The sequence below is a fragment of the Acidovorax sp. LjRoot74 genome (assembly GCF_964254355.1).
GTDB lineage: Bacteria > Pseudomonadota > Gammaproteobacteria > Burkholderiales > Burkholderiaceae_C > Acidovorax.
In genome coordinates this window covers 4,525,036-4,541,066 of sequence record NZ_CAXUTI020000001.1, presented here as the reverse complement: position 1 = coordinate 4,541,066, position 16,031 = coordinate 4,525,036, and the positions used below count along the sequence as shown (strand labels likewise).

General features: G+C 65.7%; 19 protein-coding genes. 12 read left to right on the top strand and 7 right to left on the bottom strand.

All coding sequences use genetic code 11. From position 1 onward, the window contains the following. Positions 1-29: 29 nt before the first annotated feature. Complete coding sequence (locus ACSQ3O_RS21635; protein WP_436140439.1) at positions 30-824, bottom strand: DUF3667 domain-containing protein; 795 nt, start codon at positions 822-824, stop codon at positions 30-32. 194 nt (positions 825-1,018) lie between these two features. Between ACSQ3O_RS21635 and coaD the strand changes: the two genes are divergently transcribed. Next, positions 1,019-1,522 carry a pantetheine-phosphate adenylyltransferase gene (coaD, locus tag ACSQ3O_RS21630; RefSeq protein WP_137748161.1) on the top strand — a complete coding sequence of 168 codons (504 nt, stop codon included), beginning with the start codon at positions 1,019-1,021 and terminating at the stop codon, positions 1,520-1,522. Positions 1,523-1,609: 87 nt separating this feature from the next. Here the strand turns inward: coaD and ACSQ3O_RS21625 are convergent, their stop codons facing one another. Further along, entirely contained in the window at positions 1,610-2,560 is a 951-nt protein-coding gene (locus ACSQ3O_RS21625; RefSeq protein ID WP_436140438.1) for a LysR family transcriptional regulator, read from the bottom strand. A gap of 122 nt (positions 2,561-2,682) precedes the next feature. Here ACSQ3O_RS21625 and lysA point away from each other — a divergent pair, with 122 nt between their 5' ends. Together lysA and ACSQ3O_RS21615 are read left to right on the top strand one after the other, a co-directional pair. Beyond that, entirely contained in the window at positions 2,683-3,939 is a 1,257-nt protein-coding gene (lysA, locus tag ACSQ3O_RS21620) for a diaminopimelate decarboxylase (protein ID WP_436140437.1), read from the top strand. Positions 3,940-4,119: 180 nt separating this feature from the next. After that, a complete protein-coding gene (locus ACSQ3O_RS21615) occupies positions 4,120-4,806 on the top strand; it encodes an N-acyl amino acid synthase FeeM domain-containing protein (RefSeq protein WP_436140436.1) in 687 nt (228 codons plus the stop codon). Between the two features lie 28 nt (positions 4,807-4,834). Here ACSQ3O_RS21615 and ACSQ3O_RS21610 read toward each other — a convergent pair whose 3' ends face one another. The 4 genes from ACSQ3O_RS21610 to ACSQ3O_RS21595 form a co-directional block, all read right to left on the bottom strand. Continuing rightward, the gene (locus ACSQ3O_RS21610) at positions 4,835-5,848 is read right to left on the bottom strand and encodes an NAD(P)H-dependent glycerol-3-phosphate dehydrogenase (protein WP_436140435.1); all 1,014 of its coding nucleotides are present in this window, start codon (positions 5,846-5,848) and stop codon (positions 4,835-4,837) included. Positions 5,849-5,903: 55 nt separating this feature from the next. Continuing rightward, a complete protein-coding gene (gene secB / locus ACSQ3O_RS21605) occupies positions 5,904-6,362 on the bottom strand; it encodes a protein-export chaperone SecB (RefSeq protein WP_137748156.1) in 459 nt (152 codons plus the stop codon). A 108-nt stretch (positions 6,363-6,470) separates the two neighbouring features. Continuing rightward, positions 6,471-6,731 (bottom strand): glutaredoxin 3, encoded by a 261-nt coding sequence (gene grxC, locus ACSQ3O_RS21600; protein ID WP_137748155.1) that lies wholly within the window; start codon positions 6,729-6,731, stop codon positions 6,471-6,473. A gap of 77 nt (positions 6,732-6,808) precedes the next feature. Beyond that, complete coding sequence (locus tag ACSQ3O_RS21595; protein ID WP_436140434.1) at positions 6,809-7,216, bottom strand: rhodanese-like domain-containing protein; 408 nt, start codon at positions 7,214-7,216, stop codon at positions 6,809-6,811. An 88-nt stretch (positions 7,217-7,304) separates the two neighbouring features. On the opposite strand from ACSQ3O_RS21595, the gene gpmA reads away from it, so the two are divergent. The 4 genes from gpmA to ACSQ3O_RS21575 all read left to right on the top strand — a co-directional run bounded on the left by gpmA (position 7,305) and on the right by ACSQ3O_RS21575 (position 10,982). Further along, positions 7,305-8,048 carry a 2,3-diphosphoglycerate-dependent phosphoglycerate mutase gene (gene gpmA / locus ACSQ3O_RS21590; RefSeq protein WP_137748153.1) on the top strand — a complete coding sequence of 248 codons (744 nt, stop codon included), beginning with the start codon at positions 7,305-7,307 and terminating at the stop codon, positions 8,046-8,048. 122 nt (positions 8,049-8,170) lie between these two features. After that, the gene (locus ACSQ3O_RS21585) at positions 8,171-9,607 is read left to right on the top strand and encodes a S41 family peptidase (protein ID WP_436140433.1); all 1,437 of its coding nucleotides are present in this window, start codon (positions 8,171-8,173) and stop codon (positions 9,605-9,607) included. Positions 9,608-9,696: 89 nt separating this feature from the next. Then, positions 9,697-10,446, top strand: coding sequence for a HesA/MoeB/ThiF family protein (locus tag ACSQ3O_RS21580; RefSeq protein WP_436140432.1), 750 nt, complete (start codon positions 9,697-9,699; stop codon positions 10,444-10,446). 113 nt (positions 10,447-10,559) lie between these two features. Continuing rightward, entirely contained in the window at positions 10,560-10,982 is a 423-nt protein-coding gene (locus tag ACSQ3O_RS21575; protein WP_298449341.1) for a response regulator, read from the top strand. Positions 10,983-11,111: 129 nt separating this feature from the next. On the opposite strand, the gene ACSQ3O_RS21570 is transcribed toward ACSQ3O_RS21575, so the two are convergent. Then, on the bottom strand, positions 11,112-11,744 hold the full coding sequence (locus ACSQ3O_RS21570) for a response regulator (protein WP_137748149.1): 633 nt from the start codon (positions 11,742-11,744) through the stop codon (positions 11,112-11,114). A gap of 129 nt (positions 11,745-11,873) precedes the next feature. Here ACSQ3O_RS21570 and ACSQ3O_RS21565 point away from each other — a divergent pair, with 129 nt between their 5' ends. The 5 genes from ACSQ3O_RS21565 to ACSQ3O_RS21545 all read left to right on the top strand — a co-directional run bounded on the left by ACSQ3O_RS21565 (position 11,874) and on the right by ACSQ3O_RS21545 (position 15,974). Continuing rightward, complete coding sequence (locus ACSQ3O_RS21565; RefSeq protein WP_436140431.1) at positions 11,874-13,277, top strand: sensor histidine kinase; 1,404 nt, start codon at positions 11,874-11,876, stop codon at positions 13,275-13,277. A 249-nt stretch (positions 13,278-13,526) separates the two neighbouring features. Continuing rightward, positions 13,527-13,691, top strand: a complete 165-nt coding sequence (locus ACSQ3O_RS21560) for a DUF1328 domain-containing protein (RefSeq protein ID WP_082836264.1) — start codon at positions 13,527-13,529, stop codon at positions 13,689-13,691. Positions 13,692-13,765: 74 nt separating this feature from the next. Beyond that, the gene (locus ACSQ3O_RS21555; RefSeq protein ID WP_436140430.1) at positions 13,766-14,167 is read left to right on the top strand and encodes a hypothetical protein; all 402 of its coding nucleotides are present in this window, start codon (positions 13,766-13,768) and stop codon (positions 14,165-14,167) included. A gap of 136 nt (positions 14,168-14,303) precedes the next feature. Next, complete coding sequence (locus ACSQ3O_RS21550) at positions 14,304-14,621, top strand: BON domain-containing protein (RefSeq protein ID WP_137748146.1); 318 nt, start codon at positions 14,304-14,306, stop codon at positions 14,619-14,621. Positions 14,622-14,804: 183 nt separating this feature from the next. Beyond that, positions 14,805-15,974 carry a zinc-binding metallopeptidase family protein gene (locus ACSQ3O_RS21545; protein ID WP_436140429.1) on the top strand — a complete coding sequence of 390 codons (1,170 nt, stop codon included), beginning with the start codon at positions 14,805-14,807 and terminating at the stop codon, positions 15,972-15,974. Positions 15,975-16,031: the final 57 nt, after the last annotated feature.

Sequence of the window (16,031 nt, the reverse complement as noted above, 5' to 3'; positions counted from 1 at the left end):
TTCACAGTTTTCAGCGGGCGCCGGTTGGCTCAGCCGCCCATCTGCCAGAGCACCAGCTCCACCACGCCCCGGGCATAAAGCTGCGTGGCCTGCCATTTGAGCCCGGCAAACAGCGCCCCCGCCAGCAGCAGCCAGCCCGCGTCGCAGCGCAGGTCCAGCAGAAAGAACTGGCGCAGCGCCAGCATGAACATCAGCGTCTGCAGCGCCGTCATGTACCAGGGCGACCACTGCTTGTGCCACTTGAGCAGCTCCGGCGAGTGCGCCAGCACCAGCGGCAGCTGGTTCACCATCTGCAGCGCAATGAACACCGCCTGGCAGTACAGCGCGAGCGCCAGCAGCTCGGCCAGGTTGTAGCCACGCCGGCGGAACACCAGCCACATGCTGGCAAAAGCCGCCACCGCCCCCAGCGAAAACGACCACTTCGAATACCCGGTCACCAGCGCATACATGCGCTGCGCGGCCTCGCTGGGCAGCTCGGGCCGCAGGTAGTCGGTGTGGCCCAGCACGATGAGCAAAAAGCCGATGGACAGGAACAGCAGCGTGAGCGGGTGCGGGTGGTCCTTGCGCTGCCCCAGCACATACTCGCGCGCCATGGTGCCCGGCTGCGGCAACACCCGCAGCGCATTGCGGATGGTGCTCCACTCAAACCACCGGAACCGCTCCCAGGCCTCCTTGCGCACCATGCGGGTGCCCATGCGCGCCGCCTTCTTCTGCCCGCAGTGCGCGCAGTAGTGGCCGCCCAGAGGCGCCCCGCAGTTGAGGCAGGCGGCCGTGTCGAACACGGCGTCGCTGATGGGGGCGGGGGTAGCGGGTGCAGAGGTCACGGGTGGGCCATACCAAGCAGCAAAAGGGCTGCGGATGGTAGGCCTGCCCGGCAGGGCTGGCATCGTTCAGGTGGAGGATGCAGCGGCCGGGCGGGGCTGCATCCGGGTTTATGTTGCACTGCACTGCATAATGCGCGCACGCGGCCCGGCAGATGGGGCCGACGAACATTCCGCCATACAGGAGACAACCAGCCATGGCCCAGAACGTGCTCGCCGTGTACCCCGGAACCTTTGACCCCATCACCTTGGGGCATGAAGACGTGGTGCGCAGGGCCACCCAGTTGTTCGAACGCGTGATCGTGGCCGTGGCGGCAGGCCACCACAAGAAGGCCATGTTCTCGCTGGAGGAGCGGATCGACATGGTCCGCGAGGCCGTGAAGATGTATCCGCAGGTGCAGGTCGAGCCCTTCTCGGGCCTGCTGCGCGACTTTGTGGTGGAGCGTGGCGGCAAGGCCATGGTGCGTGGCCTGCGTGCCGTGACCGACTTTGACTACGAGTTCCAGCTCGCGGGCATGAACCGCAGCCTGATGCCCCAGGTGGAAACCGTGTTCCTCACCCCCAGCGACAAGTACCAGTTCATCAGCAGCACCTTTGTGCGCGAGATTGCGGTGCTGGGCGGCGAGGTGACCAAGTTCGTGTCGCCCTCGGTGGAGGAGCGGCTCGCAGTCAAGGTGCGCAGCCTGGCAGCGCCGGGTTGACCCGCTCAGCGGGTGGTGGCCCGCTTTCATGCAAGAAATGGCCGCTTCCGCGCGATGGGAAAGGGCCTTTAGCTATATAAATAATAGCTAACCATCCTGATGCACCAAGCGCTGTGCAATGGCAGCGGCTTCGGCCCGCAGGGCCTCCAGCATGGGTGCCACCTCGGGCAGGGGCGGGCGGTACAGCGGCAGCAGCGCCGTCACGCTGAATGGGATTGAAAACGCCAGGGGCCGAAGCACCAGCCGCTCGCTGGCGGCGGCCAGGGCCGTCACCGGGTTGACGATGGCCACGCCCAGGCCCTGCTGCACCATGGCGCAGACGGCGGCGGCGCTGTGGGTTTCCATGCGCAGGGTGCGGGCCACCCCGGCCTCGGCAAAACGCGCGTCGATGAGGCGGCGGTAGGGGTCGTCGGCCGAGAGGCTCACAAAATACTCACCGGCAAAGTCCGCCAGCTGCAGCACGGGTTGCCGGGCCAGCGGGTGGCTGGCGGGCAGCACGGCCACCTCGTCGAGCGTGAGCAGCACCTCGGCGCGTGTGCCGGGCGGGGCGCTGGTTTGCTCGCACAGGCCCAGGTCAAAGCGCTGGGCGCTCATCCATTCTTCGAGCAGCGGCGATTCTTGCGGCGTGACCGACAGGCGCGCCTGCGGGTGGTGCTGCATCAGCCGCGCCGCCGCGCCGGGCAGCAGCGCGTGCGCCAGTGCAGGCAGGCACAGCACCGAGAGCTGCACGGCGTCGGGCCGGCCCAGCGCTACGGCCCGGTCCACCACACGCTCCAGCCCCTGCCAGGACCGCTGCACCTCGTCCCACAGCGCCAGCGCCCGCGCGTTGGGGCGCAGGCGGCCCTGCACGCGCTCGAACAAGGCGTAGCCCAGCAGCGTCTCCAGCCGCGCCAGCTCGCGGCTCACGGTGGGCTGCGAGCTGTGCAGCAGGTCGGCCGCGCCGGTGGCGCTGCCTGCGGTCATCACAGCGCGGAAGACCTCGATATGGCGGTGGGTGATGCGGTGGGTGGTACGGTGATTCAGTGGGGGCTCGGTCATGCCAGTCATGTGCGGAGCATATCCATATTGAATGGATGGCGTAAATCAAAGCATTCGACTGAATACGTGGATGGCGGCATCATCCGCGCATCGTTCACGCCCTCTGCCTTTGGAGCATCCCCATGTCCAACCCCTTTTCCCCCGCCCAGCTCTGGGCCCTGGCCGACCAGTTCGGCACCCCGCTGTGGGTGTATGACGCGGCGACCATCCGCCAGCGCATCGCGCAGGTGTCCAATTTCGAGACCATCCGTTTTGCCCAAAAGGCCTGTTCCAACATCCACATCCTGAAGCTCATGCGCGAGCAGGGCGTGAAGGTGGATGCGGTCTCGCGCGGCGAGATCCTGCGTGCTCTGGCGGCAGGTTATGTGGCGGGTGGCGAACCCTCGGAGATCGTCTTCACCGCCGACCTGTTCGACGCCGCCACGCTCGATTGCGTGGTGGAGCATGGCGTGCCCGTCAACGCGGGTTCCATCGACATGCTGCACCAGCTGGGCGCGCGCTCGCCGGGCCACGCGGTGTGGCTGCGCATCAACCCCGGCTTTGGCCACGGCCACAGCAACAAGACCAACACAGGCGGCGAGCACAGCAAGCACGGCATCTGGCACACCGACCTGCCTGCGGCGCTGGCCGCGATCAAGCAGCACGGCCTGAAGCTGGTGGGCCTGCACATGCACATTGGCTCGGGCGTGGACTACAGCCACCTGCAGGAAGTGTGCGGCGCCATGGTCAACCTGGTGCGCACGGCGCATGCAGCGGGGCATGACCTGCACGCCATCTCGGCCGGTGGTGGCCTGTCCATCCCCTACCGCAGCGGCGACCCGGTGGTCGATACGCAGCACTACCACGGCCTGTGGGATGCCGCGCGCCAGCAGGCCGAGGCCATCGTGGGCCACAAGCTCGGCCTGGAGATCGAGCCCGGCCGCTTCCTGGTGGCCGAATCCGGCGTGCTGCTGGGCCAGGTGCGCGCCAGCAAGAACGCGGGCAGCAACCACTTTGTGCTGGTCGATACCGGCTTCAACGAACTCATGCGCCCGTCCATGTACGGCAGTTACCACGCGATGAGCGTGCTGCGCCGCGACGGCTCCACGGCGGCCGCGCAACCCACGGTGGTGGCGGGCCCGCTGTGCGAATCGGGCGACGTGTTCACCCAGGGCGACGGCGGCGTGGTGCTGCCGCGCGACCTGCCCGCCGCGCAGGTGGGTGACCTGCTGGTGATCCACGACACGGGCGCGTACGGTGCCAGCATGTCCTCCAACTACAACACGCGGCCCTTGATTGCCGAGGTGCTGGTGGACGGCGGCCAGGCCCGCCTGATCCGCCGCCGCCAGACGGTGGACGAGCTGCTGGCGCTGGAGCTGGGGCTGGGGCTGGGGCTGTAAGGCGCGGCTGGGGGCCGCCGGGGCGGCTCTGCCTTGCCATTGGCGAATGTGGTGCCACCGTTGGTCGGGAGCCGCCCCCGCCACTGATGCCGGTGTTGCGGGATGCGGCTACGCTGGCTGCTTGCCGCGCTCCAGGCCCGTCGTTTGCTGGGGCGCCAGTTCCCGTCATCCGAGCCTGTCATGCCCGCAGAAGAGCAGACCATCGTCGAGCTGGCCTACCCCGGCGAATACCTGAGCCGCCTGGGCCAGGCGGAAACCAAGACCTGCAAGATCCGCCTCTCGCGCAAGGGCCAGGGCCTGCTGGCGCGCATGTATGCCAGCCGAGGCTACAACATGCAGGCCACTTTGTCGCACGACTGCGACATGAGCAGCCTGGTGGTGCAGATCGACGGGCAGGCCCAGGGCACGATCTCGGTCCGCATGGACGACGGCTACCTCGCCGCCGAAGAGCATTACCCCGAATACATTGCCGCGCTGCGCCTGCGGGGTGCGCGTATCTGCGAAATGGGCAAGCTCGCCATGGACCCGGGCGTGCGCTCCAAGCATGTGCTGGGCGCCATTTTTCACATTGCGTGGATCACGGCATTCCGCGCCCGGCGTGCCACCGATCTGGTCATCGAAGTGAATCCGCGCCATGCCCCGTTCTACCGGCGCATGCTGCGTTTTGATCTGCTGGGGCCAGAGCGCATGTGCGAGCGGGTGGGCGCACCGGCCGTGCTGCTGCACATCGGCGCGGAAAAGGGGCGCAGCCTGATCCACCAGTTTGGCGGGCAGCCGCAGCTGTCGAGCGAGGAGCGCAGCTTTTACCCGTACTTCTTTCACCCCGACGATGAAGAGGGGCTGCTGCGGCGCCTGTCGGTGGGGTGAGCACCGAGGCCCGGCCCGGGGCCTGGGGTCAGAGTTCGCCCCGGGGGCCGCGCCCCATGAGCTGGGCCACGGCCTCGGCGGGTTGCAGGCGACCGTCGAGCAGGGCCACGGCGGCTTCGGCGATGGGCATGTCCACGCCCAGGGTCTGCGCGCGCTGCACCACGGTGCGGGCGCTGTAGACGCCTTCGGCCACATGGCCCAAGGATTCCACCGCCTGCGCCAGCGTCTGGCCCTGGGCCAGCAGCATGCCCACGCGCCGGTTGCGTGAGAGGTCGCCAGTGGCGGTCAGCACCAAATCGCCCAGGCCCGACAGGCCCATGAAGGTGTCGGGCCGTGCGCCCAGGGCCAGGCCCAGGCGGGTCATCTCGGCCAGGCCGCGCGTGATGAGCGCGGCGCGGGCGTTCAGCCCCAGCGCCAGCCCGTCGCACAGGCCGGTGGCAATGGCCAGCACGTTCTTCACCGCTCCGCCCACTTCCACGCCCACGATGTCCTCGTTGGCATACACCCGCACGCTGGGGCTGTGGAAGGCGGCGACCAGCGCATCGCGCACGGCAGCGTGGGGGCTGGCGGCCACCAGGGCCGTGGGCTGGCCCAGTGCCACCTCTTGCGCAAAACTGGGGCCGCTGAAAACGCCAGCTATCAGATCAGGAGCTACTTGCGCTTGCACCTCGTGCGCCAGCAGCCCCAAAGAGGCTGAATCCGACCCTGCAGGCGCGGCTTCGAAACCCTTGCACAGCCAAGCCACGGGCGCGGTGCAGCCCGAGAGCGCTTGCAGCATGCCGCGCAGCGCCGCCATGGGCGTGGCCACGATGACCAGGTCGGCACCGGGCAGCAGCGGGCCCAGGCCGCCATCGGCCACTGAAAGAGGAGGGGGAAAGGCGATGCCCGGCAGGTAGCGGGCGTTCTGCGCCTCTGTGCGCATGCTCTGCGCCTGGGCTGCATCGCGGGCCCAGAGGGTGACCGCGTGCCCGGCGGGGTGCTGGGCCGCACTCATGGCGACGGCCGTCCCCCAGGCGCCAGCGCCGAGGACTATGATTTTCATAGCTGCTTGCGCTTATCTATCAGGCGATAGAGGCCAAAAAGCCTCTCAGCGCTGGTTACTGCGTGATGATGGGCGAGGCTTGGCCAGCGGCCTGCGCTTGCTGCTGCTCGTACATGGCCTGGAAGTTGATTTCGGCCAGGTGCACAGGTGGGAAGCCCGCGCGGTTGATCACGTCGGCCACGTTGCCACGCAGGTAGGGATACACGATCTGAGGGCATGCGATGCCCATGATGGGGCCCATCTGGTCTTCCGGCACGTTGCGGATTTCGAAGATGCCGGCTTGCTTGGCTTCGACCAGGAACACGGTCTTGTCCTTGATCTTGGTCTGCACGGTGGCCGTGACGGCCACTTCAAAGATGCCTTCGGCCACGGGGGTGGCTTCCACGCCGAGCTGGATGTCCACGCTGGGCTGCTCTTGCTCGATCAGGATGGCGGGGGAGTTGGGTTGCTCCAGCGACATGTCCTTGAGGTAGACGCGCTGGATCTGGAACACGGGGTTTTCTTGGTCGGCCATGGTGAAGTCTCTTTGCTCTTACGAAATTGCTAGCAAAACAAAACCCGCCGGGGAGCAGCTCCCGCAGCGGGCACATGGGGCTGCATTATGCAGCGCCCAGGGGTGGGGTCAGGCGGCGCCCAGCAGGGGCATCAGCCCGCCACGGCTGTCCAGAGCCACCAGGTCGTCATGCCCGCCTACGTGGGTGTCGCCGATGTAGATCTGCGGCACCGTGCGGCGGCCGGTGATCTCCATCATGTGGCTGCGCGCGGCGGGGTCGGTGTCGATGCGGATCTCTTCGATCTGCTCCACGCCCTTGGACTTGAGGATCTGCTTGGCCCGGATGCAATAGGGGCAGACGGCGGTGGTGTACATCTTGACGGGTTGCATGGCGAACCTTCCTCTTTCTTCCTGTGGGGCTGAAAACCAGCGGCAAGCGTAGCGCTGACCGAATAACTGGGGGCGGATCAGGCTTTTTCCACAGGCAGGCTGGCTTCGCGCCAGGCCTTGAGGCCCCCGGCCATGGCCTGGGCGTTGTCGTAGCCCAGCTTCTTGGCAATCGCCACAGCGCGGTTGGCGCGGGCGCCGCTGGCGCAGACCAGCACCAGGGGCAGGGCCTTGTTCTTGACCACGATGGGCAGGCGCTCTTCGAGCTGGCCCAGGGGGACGTTCTTGGCGCCGCCCACGTGGCCTGCGGCGAATTCTTCGGTCTCGCAGACGTCGATGACCACGGCTTTTTCACGGTTGATGAGCTGCACTGCGCGTGCGGGCGTCAGCGAGCCGCCACTGGCGTTCTTGAGGACCGGCCACAGCAGCATGCCGCCCGAAGCCAGTGCAACAAAGATCAGATACCAGTTGTCGATAATGAATTTCACGAAGTTTCCTTGGGTTGGCGAACGGCGTAATTCTAGAATGCTGGGTTTTGGCCCGCTTTCTTTTAGACCCGTCTTTCCTGGGGAAACCATGTACAAGCTCGTTTTGATCCGCCACGGCGAATCCACCTGGAACCTTGAAAACCGCTTTACCGGCTGGACCGATGTGGATCTGACGCCCACCGGCGTGTCCCAGGCCATGTCGGCCGGCAAGCTGCTCAAGGCCGAGGGCTACGAGTTCGATCTGGCCTTCACCAGCGTGCTCAAGCGCGCCATCCACACCCTGTGGTACACGCTCGACGAGATGGACAGCACCTGGCTGCCCGTGGTCAAGGACTGGCGCCTGAACGAGCGCCACTACGGCGCCCTGCAGGGCCTGAACAAGGCCGACATGGCCAAGCAGTACGGCGACGAGCAGGTGCTGGTCTGGCGCCGCAGCTACGACACGCCCCCGCCCGCGCTGGAAGCCACCGACCCCCGCAGCGAGCGCGGCGACCGCCGCTACGCCGGTGTGGCCGCCGAGAACGTGCCCCTGACCGAATGCCTCAAAGACACCGTGGCCCGCGTGCTGCCGTTCTGGAATGAGGCCATGGCGCCCGCCATCCGTTCGGGCAAACGCGTGGTGGTGGCTGCACACGGCAATTCCATCCGCGCGCTGGTGAAGTACCTGGACAACATTTCCGAGTCCGACATCGTGGGCCTGAACATTCCCAACGGGATTCCACTGGTATACGAACTCGACGCCGACCTCAAGCCCATCCGTCACTACTATCTGGGTGATGCCGAGGCGGCTGCGAAGGCTGCCGCAGCCGTCGCATCCCAGGGCAAGGCGTAAACCGTTGGTAAAGGCGGGGAAAAACCCCGCTGATCGCCGCCAAAGTGAGCATCCATGCGGAACTGCGGCGGGTTTGGCCCTTCCAAGGTGTATATTGGTTTTGAAGCGGTAAAAGGTGTTGTATGGGCCAGAAACTCAAGATTGCAGGATGGGTATCGGTAGGCGTGGTGGCCGGTGCGCTCACCACGGTATCGCTGCAGACCGTGGCGCGTGGCGCCATGACGCCGCTGCCGCTGGAGGAAATCCAGCAGCTGTCCGCCGTGTTTGGCCTCGTCAAGACCGACTACGTGGAGCCGGTGGACGATAAGAAGCTCATTACCGATGCCATCTCGGGCATGGTTTCCAGCCTGGATCCACACTCGCAGTACTTCGACAAGAAGTCCTTCAAGGAATTCCGCGAGGGCACTTCGGGCCGTTTTGTGGGCGTGGGCATCGAGATCACGCAGGAAGACGGCCTGATCAAGGTGGTTTCACCCATTGAAGGCTCGCCCGCCTTCCGTGCGGGCCTCAAGACCAACGACCTGATCACCAAGATCGACGAAACCGCCGTCAAGGGCCTGGCGCTCAATGACGCCGTCAAACGCATGCGCGGCGAGCCCAATACCAAGGTCACGCTCACCATCTTCCGCAAGGATGAAGGCCGCACCTTCCCCGTCACCATCACACGCGAAGAAATCAAGACCCAGTCCGTCAAGGGCAAGGTGATGGAGCCCGGCTATGCCTGGATTCGTCTGTCGCAGTTCCAGGAGCGCACGGTGGACGACTTCGTGCGCAAGGTCGAAGAGGTCTACAAGCAGGAGCCCAACCTCAAGGGCCTGGTGCTGGACCTGCGCAACGACCCGGGCGGCCTGCTGGATGCGGCCGTGGCGATCTCGGCGGCGTTCTTGCCCGAAAACGTGACGGTGGTCTCCACCAACGGCCAACTGGCAGACAGCAAGGCCACCTACAAGGCCTCGCCCGACTACTACCAACGCCGGGGCGGCGGTGACCCGCTCAAGCGCCTGCCCGCCGCGCTCAAGTCCGTGCCGCTGGTGGTGCTGGTGAACGAAGGCTCGGCCTCGGCCAGCGAGATCGTGGCCGGTGCGCTACAAGACCACAAGCGCGCCACCGTCATGGGCAGCCAGACCTTTGGCAAGGGCTCGGTGCAGACGGTGCGCCCCCTGGGGCCGGACACCGGCATCAAGCTGACCACGGCGCGCTATTACACCCCGAGCGGCAAGTCGATCCAGGCCAAGGGCATCGTGCCCGACGTGATGATCGACGAGTCGGAAGAAGGCAACCTGTTTGCCGCCCTGCGCATGCGCGAAGCCGACCTGGACAAGCACCTGGGCAGTGGCCAGGGTGAAGAGAAGAAGGACGAAGCCCGCGAGAAAGCACGCGAGGAAGCTCGCAAGCGCATGGAAGAAGAGGCCAAGAAGCCTGCTGCCGACCGCAAGATTCCTGAGTTCGGCACCGACAAGGACTTCCAGTTGGTGCAGGCGCTCAACCAGCTCAAGGGCCGCCCGGTGCTGGTCAGCAAGACCCTGACGGAACGCAAGGAAGAAAAGAAAGAGAATTGAGCCCTTCGCGCTCTGTTCCCCAGGCTGGATTTCGCGAGGAATCCAGCCTTTTTTGTGCCTGCTTCGCTGATTTTTCTTGCCCGATTCCCATGACCGACGACCAGCTTCTGCGCTATTCCCGCCACATCCTGCTTGATGAAATGGGCATCGAGGGGCAGGAGCGGGTGCTGGCGGCACATGCCCTCATCATCGGTGCGGGCGGGCTGGGCTCTCCGGCTGCGCTCTACCTGGCATCGGCCGGTGTGGGGCGCATCACGCTGGTAGACGACGACGTGGTGGACCTCACCAACCTGCAGCGCCAGATTGCGCACACCACAGCGCGGGTGGGGCGCCCCAAGGTGGATTCGGCTGCCGAGGCCATCGCGGCCATCAACCCCGAGGTGCATGTGACCCGGCTGCAGACCCGGGTGGATGCGGCGGCCCTGGAGGGCTTGGTGCAAGAGGCCACGGTGGTGCTCGACTGCTGCGACAACTACACCACGCGCCATGCGGTCAACGCCGCCTGCGTGCGCCACGGCAGGCCCTTGGTGGCGGGTGCGGTGATCCAGTTCGATGGCCAGATCACGGTGGTGGATCCCCGCGAAGAACAGTCGCCCTGTTATGCCTGCATCTTTGCGCCCGACGCAGATTTTGAAGAGGCGCGTTGCTCGACCATGGGGGTGTTTGCACCCCTGGTGGGGGTGGTGGGGGCCATGCAGGCCGCCGAGGCGCTCAAGCTGCTGGCGGGTATCGGGCCCTCGCTGGCGGGGCGGTTACTCATGCTGGACGGCCGTTCGATGGAGTGGAACACCATGCGTGTGCAGCGCGCGCCGCATTGCCCGGTGTGTGGGGAGCGGTAGGACTGCTCCTACATCCCCAGCCTGTGGCCGCTGGCAGAATCCAGAAGCTCCAACACATACATTGGAGGTAAGAGCAGCGTGCCCCTGCGCTGATCGCCAAAGTGGACCCGTCTGTGAAGCTGCGCACCTACATTGTTGAAGACAACGCAACCATCCGTGAGAACCTGATCGGGACTCTGGAAGAGCTGGCGTCTGTGGAAGCCGTGGGCGTGGCAGAGACCGAGGACGAGGGCACGCAGTGGCTCTCTACCCACAGCGAGCAGTGGGACCTGGCCATCGTCGATCTGTTCCTGCGCCAGGGCAGTGGGCTTGGGGTGCTGGCTGCCTGCCGCACGCGCCGCCCGGGCCAGAAGATGGTGGTTTTGAGCAACTACGCCACGCCGGATGTGCGCATGCGCTGTGCGCAGCTCGGGGTGGACGCAGTGTTCGACAAATCCAATGAAATTGATGCGCTGGTGGATTACTGCATGCTGCACAGCAGCCATCCCGCCAGCACGGATGCCAGCGGTTCGCTGGGCCCGTCTTCGGGCGCCTGATGCGCGCTCGCCGGGTCCATGGGCACCTGTCGAGCACCTCCTATTTCATCCCGCATCCAGTCCCGGCACATGCCACAGAAGGCATTGCCTGGCCCCACCACTGCGGACGCGGGCCAGGGCTTCCCCATGTCAGTCAATCAGGCGGTTCTTGAGCGCGTAATAGGTCAGGTCGCTGTTGGACGACAGGCCCATTTTTTCCATCAACCGCGTGCGGTAGGTGCTCACGGTCTTCACGCTCAGCGACAGGGCCTTGGCGATGTCGCCCGCCGTCTCGCCCTTGGCCAGCTTGAGGAACACCTGGAACTCGCGTTCCGACAGCTGTTCATGGGGCGGTGCATCGTCCTTGCGGTTGAGCTGCTGCGCCAGCAGCTCGGCCACCGTGGGGGTCAGGTAGCGGCGGCCCAGCGCGATGGTGCGGATGGCTTCGACGATTTCTGCAGGCTCGCATTCCTTATTCAGATAGCCGCTGGCGCCCTGGCGGATCAGGTTGATTGCATAGTGCTCTTCGGGGTAGCCGCTCAGGATCAGGATGCCCATGTCGGGGGCCTTGGCACGCAGCATGGCCAGGGCATCCAGCCCGCTCTGGCCGGGCATCGACAGGTCCATCAGCAGCACATCGATTTCCTTGTTGCGCACCAAGTCGATGGCTTCGCGGCCGTTGGCAGCTTCGCCTTCTACCCGCAGGTCCACATGTTCCGACAGAAACTGCCGCAGCCCGGAGCGAACAATTGCATGGTCATCCACAATGCCGATCTTGATCATTGATGTTTCTTTCGTGGGGCAGCGGCAGCGCTGCCAGTGCGTGTGGGCATCCAGGGAGGGCGGCATCACGGTGCGTTGCCCAGGCCCCTGGCAAGTGATGGTCCATTATCCAGAATAAAGAACAAGCCTATGAATCTCCAAGAAAACTCCCGGCTTTGGCTGCCCAAGGTGCGCAAGATGGCGCTGAGCCTGCCCATGGCCTTGTTGGCAGCGATGGTGCTGGTAGGCATCAATGAAACAGGGCACATGCGGTCGCAGGATGCGCTGGAGCAAATGGACCAGAGCATGGCCACCCGGGGGGATGTGAACAAGCTGCTGCAGAGTATGCTGGATGCCGAGACCGGCCAGCGCGGCTACCTGCTCACCGGGAATGACACCTACCTGGAGCCTTATGACAAGGCCGTGGCCACCGTGCAGACCAACCTGGACCGGTTGCGCGGCCAGTTCATGGAGTCCCCGGACGACATGCAGGAGTTCGCGCTGCTGTCTCGGCAGATATCGCGCAAGCTGGCCGAGATGGAGCTGAGCCTGCGGCTGCGCCGCAAGGGCAACGAGGACGCCTGGAAATTCATCCTGAACACCGATGTGGGCAAGGAGCACATGGAGGCGATCCGCGCCCATGCCCAGGAGCTGATCAAGCGCAGCGATGCGCGCCTGTCGCAGGGCCAGCAACAGATCGAGCAGTCGCTGACGCTGTCGCGCATCGGCATTGCGACCGTCACCGTGATTGGCCTGCTGGCCTTCTACATGTACCTGCGCCAGGCGCAGGCGGTGCAGACCGTGAACCTGCGGGAACAGGCGCTGCTGGAGCGCGAGCGGGACCGCCTGGAGGGCCTGGTGCGCGAGCGCACAGCCACGCTGTCAGAGCTGGCCAACCACCTGCAGCAGGTGCGCGAGGAAGAACGGGGGCACCTGGCGCGCGAGCTGCACGACGAACTGGGCGCCCTGCTGACAGCCGCCAAGCTCGATGTGGCGCGCCTCAAGTCCAAGATCAACGCCACGGCGCCGGATGTGGCCGAACGCCTCAAGCACCTGACGGACACCCTCAACAGCGGCATCGCGCTCAAGCGCCGCATCATCGAAGACCTGCGCCCTTCGTCCCTGTCCAACCTGGGGCTCACTGCTGCGCTGGAGATCCTCACGCGTGAGTACGCCGAGCGTGCAGGCATCGAGGTGGAGACCAGCCTGGAGGCCGTGCAGCTGCCCGACGCCACCCAGCTCACCGTGTACCGCATGGTGCAAGAGGCCCTGACCAACATCGGCAAATATGCCCAGGCCAAGAAGGTGCTCGTGTCGGTGCACGCTCACCCCACCCACGTGGCAGTGCAGGTGCGCGACGACGGGGTAGGGTTTGACCCCGCCACCGTGCGGCCCACCTCGCACGGGCTGGCGGGCATGCGCCACCGGGTCGAGGCGGCAGGGGGGCGGCTGGCACTCACCTCGCGCCCCGGCCATGGCACCCTGCTGTCGGCCGTGCTCCCGCTGCAGCGTGCGCCTGTGGCGGTGCCAGCCGTTGCCGCCCTGGGCGGCTGAAGGCATCCACCCCATCCATCACCACCCACAGGGGCCGTGCAGCCCGCGGCACCCTGCGGCTTTCTGCGTGCTGCGGGGCTCCGGGTGTGGCGCTCCGTCCTACACCGCCCCCGCAGCGGCGCCGACAGCAGCGCGCGCCGAGCACCGGCATCCGTGGCGCATCCCCTTGCCTACAGTGGAGTCCAGGCGCTGAGGTTCTCGCGCCACCCAATCGCCGGTGTTCCGGCCACCCACAAGGAGATGGAAAAAATGTTGCACTACGCAGTCGTCTTTCTGGTGATCGCCCTGGTCGCCGCGCTCTTTGGTTTTGGCGGCATTGCCGCTGGTGCCGTGGGCATCGCCAAGATTCTGTTCTTCGTGTTTGTGATCATGGCCGTGGTCACCTTTGTCCTGGGCCTGCTCAAGAAGGGGTAGTCCACCCCGCGCCCATGCCCACCGGTCGCGGCAGCGACCTGCACCCGAAACACATGACTTCAAGGAGCTTTTCAATGAGCCTTCAAACCGCCACCCACACCGCGACCGACAGCGCCCGAAACCTGGCCGACAACGTGCTGCAAAGCGCGCAGGAAGCCGTGCAGACCACCCGCGCGGTGGCCGACCACACGCTGGACCAGGCCGAAGACAAAGTGCGCGCGCTGCGCCAGCGGACCGACCCCGCTATCGACGACCTGGCGGCCCGCGCCCAGGCATTGGCTTCACGCAGCATCGACTACTGCGCAGACACCAGCGCCCGTGCACGCCGCCAGATTCAGCAGGCCGCCGACGCCACGGGGCGGTATGTGGCAGAGCAACCCGGCAAATCGCTGGTGATTGCCGCCGCGTCGGGCGCTGCTGTGGCCACGCTGGCGCTGTGGTTGTCCCGCCGCCGCACGGCCCGCAGCACATACTGACCGCCGGGCAGGGCAGGAGACAAACTACCCCGCTCGCAGTGCAGTTCACCAGTGACAGAGGGTGTCACTGGCCGGTAGACTGAATATGTTTTTCCCCCGCGTTTCCCATCACTTTTCATAAACAAAGGAAAACACCATGAAATACGCACGTGCCCTTGCTTTCGCCGCTGTCGCCGGCATCACCATCGTCACCGCTACCGGCTGCTCGGTGGCCCGCGAGCAACAGACCGTGGGTTCCTACGTGGACGACGCGGGCATCACCACCGCCATCAAGGCCAAGATGGCCGAAGACAAGAGCGTGTCTGCCACCTCCATCAGTGTGGAGACGCTCAACGGCACGGTGCAGCTCTCGGGCTTTGCCAAGTCGCAGGCCGAGAAGAACCAGGCCGAGAACATTGCCCGCACCACCAAGCATGTGCGTGAAGTGCGCAACAGCATCGTTGTGCGCCCCTGATCCCGTGGTTTAAGCTGATGCGCTGGCAGGCTGTGGGCCTGCCGCGCAAGGGCGATTGCCACAAAGCGGGCACCAGGCATGTCCTGGTGCCTGCTTTTTTATTTCCATTTTCTGTGCAATGCGCAAGGCACGGGGTGTGCCCCGTGCCTTGCGCATTGCGGCGCCCCCGATAAGCTCCACACCATGCGTGTTTTCAATTGCGACCACTGTGGTCACCTGGTGTTTTTTGACAGTGTTCAGTGCCTGCACTGCGGCAATGCACTGGCTTTTCTGCCCGACGCCCTGGCCATGGCTGCCATGGCGCCTGCACCGCCTGCACCGCCACTGGGCAGCGGGCTGTGGCGCCGGGTGGGCACAGGCCATGGCGACACAGGTGCCGCGCTGTACCGCATGTGTCGCAACCACACCGATCACCAAGCCTGCAACTTTGCGGTGCCCGTCGATGACGCCGACCCGCTGTGTGTATCGTGCCGCCAGACCCGGGTGATGCCCGATGTGACAGAGCCCGCCAACCTGGGCCGCTGGATGCAGATCGAGGCAGCCAAACGGCGTCTTTTCTATGGTCTGGCACGCTTGGGCCTGGAGCCTGCGCCCGGCCGCAGCGGGCCGGTGTTCGAACTGATGGCCGAAGTGCCCGGGGGGCCGCCGGTGCTGACGGGCCACCACAACGGCACCATCACACTCAATGTGGCCGAGGCGGACGACGACGAGCGCGCCCGTCGTCGCATTGCCCTGGGCGAGCCCTACCGCACGCTGATTGGCCACCTGCGCCACGAGTCCGGCCACTTCTACTGGGACCAGCTGGTGCGCGACGGTGGCCGCATCGACGATTTCCGCCGCGTGTTCGGCGACGAGCGCCAGGACTACGTTGCAGCACTCAAGGCCCACTACGCCAAGGGCAATGACCTGGGCGACTGGGCCGACCACCATGTGAGTGCCTACGCCTCGGCCCACCCGTGGGAGGACTGGGCCGAGACCTGGGCCCACTACCTGCACATGATCGACCTGCTGGAGACCTCGGCCAGCTACGCCACCGAGGTCACAGTCCCAGGCATCTACGGTGCGCAGCACAGCCGTGCCGTCGATCCCTTTGGCACCCCGGCTCCGGGCTTCGACGCCATGCTGCAGCACCTCGTGCCCCTGACGCTGCTGCTCAACAGCCTCACGCGCAGCCTGGGCCAGCTGGACGCCTACCCCTTTGCGCTGGCCGAGCAGGCGCTTGCCAAGCTCCGCTTTGTGCACGACGTGGTGCGTGCTGCGGGCCAGCGCCCGGCCGCAGCCGTGGCAGCGCCAGCACCGCTACCGCCCGCGCCTGCTGTTGTGAATGCTATTAAAAATATAGCTAAAAAATGAACGGGGGCAGGCGGTAGCACCTGTTTTGCTTGGTATTGGCAGCCGGGGCCTGGAACT

Bases quoted from the DNA above. Each gene is read 5' to 3' on its own strand.
- coaD (WP_137748161.1), top strand. From the start codon at position 1,019: ATGGCCCAGAACGTGCTCGCCGTGTACCCCGGAACCTTTGACCCCATC.
- ACSQ3O_RS21625 (WP_436140438.1), bottom strand. From the start codon at position 2,560: ATGACCGAGCCCCCACTGAATCACCGTACCACCCACCGCATCACCCAC.
- lysA (WP_436140437.1), top strand. From the start codon at position 2,683: ATGTCCAACCCCTTTTCCCCCGCCCAGCTCTGGGCCCTGGCCGACCAG.
- ACSQ3O_RS21615 (WP_436140436.1), top strand. From the start codon at position 4,120: ATGCCCGCAGAAGAGCAGACCATCGTCGAGCTGGCCTACCCCGGCGAA.
- ACSQ3O_RS21610 (WP_436140435.1), bottom strand. From the start codon at position 5,848: ATGAAAATCATAGTCCTCGGCGCTGGCGCCTGGGGGACGGCCGTCGCC.
- secB (WP_137748156.1), bottom strand. From the start codon at position 6,362: ATGGCCGACCAAGAAAACCCCGTGTTCCAGATCCAGCGCGTCTACCTC.
- grxC (WP_137748155.1), bottom strand. From the start codon at position 6,731: ATGCAACCCGTCAAGATGTACACCACCGCCGTCTGCCCCTATTGCATC.
- gpmA (WP_137748153.1), top strand. From the start codon at position 7,305: ATGTACAAGCTCGTTTTGATCCGCCACGGCGAATCCACCTGGAACCTT.
- ACSQ3O_RS21585 (WP_436140433.1), top strand. From the start codon at position 8,171: ATGGGCCAGAAACTCAAGATTGCAGGATGGGTATCGGTAGGCGTGGTG.
- ACSQ3O_RS21580 (WP_436140432.1), top strand. From the start codon at position 9,697: ATGACCGACGACCAGCTTCTGCGCTATTCCCGCCACATCCTGCTTGAT.
- ACSQ3O_RS21570 (WP_137748149.1), bottom strand. From the start codon at position 11,744: ATGATCAAGATCGGCATTGTGGATGACCATGCAATTGTTCGCTCCGGG.
- ACSQ3O_RS21565 (WP_436140431.1), top strand. From the start codon at position 11,874: ATGAATCTCCAAGAAAACTCCCGGCTTTGGCTGCCCAAGGTGCGCAAG.
- ACSQ3O_RS21560 (WP_082836264.1), top strand. From the start codon at position 13,527: ATGTTGCACTACGCAGTCGTCTTTCTGGTGATCGCCCTGGTCGCCGCG.
- ACSQ3O_RS21555 (WP_436140430.1), top strand. From the start codon at position 13,766: ATGAGCCTTCAAACCGCCACCCACACCGCGACCGACAGCGCCCGAAAC.
- ACSQ3O_RS21550 (WP_137748146.1), top strand. From the start codon at position 14,304: ATGAAATACGCACGTGCCCTTGCTTTCGCCGCTGTCGCCGGCATCACC.
- ACSQ3O_RS21545 (WP_436140429.1), top strand. From the start codon at position 14,805: ATGCGTGTTTTCAATTGCGACCACTGTGGTCACCTGGTGTTTTTTGAC.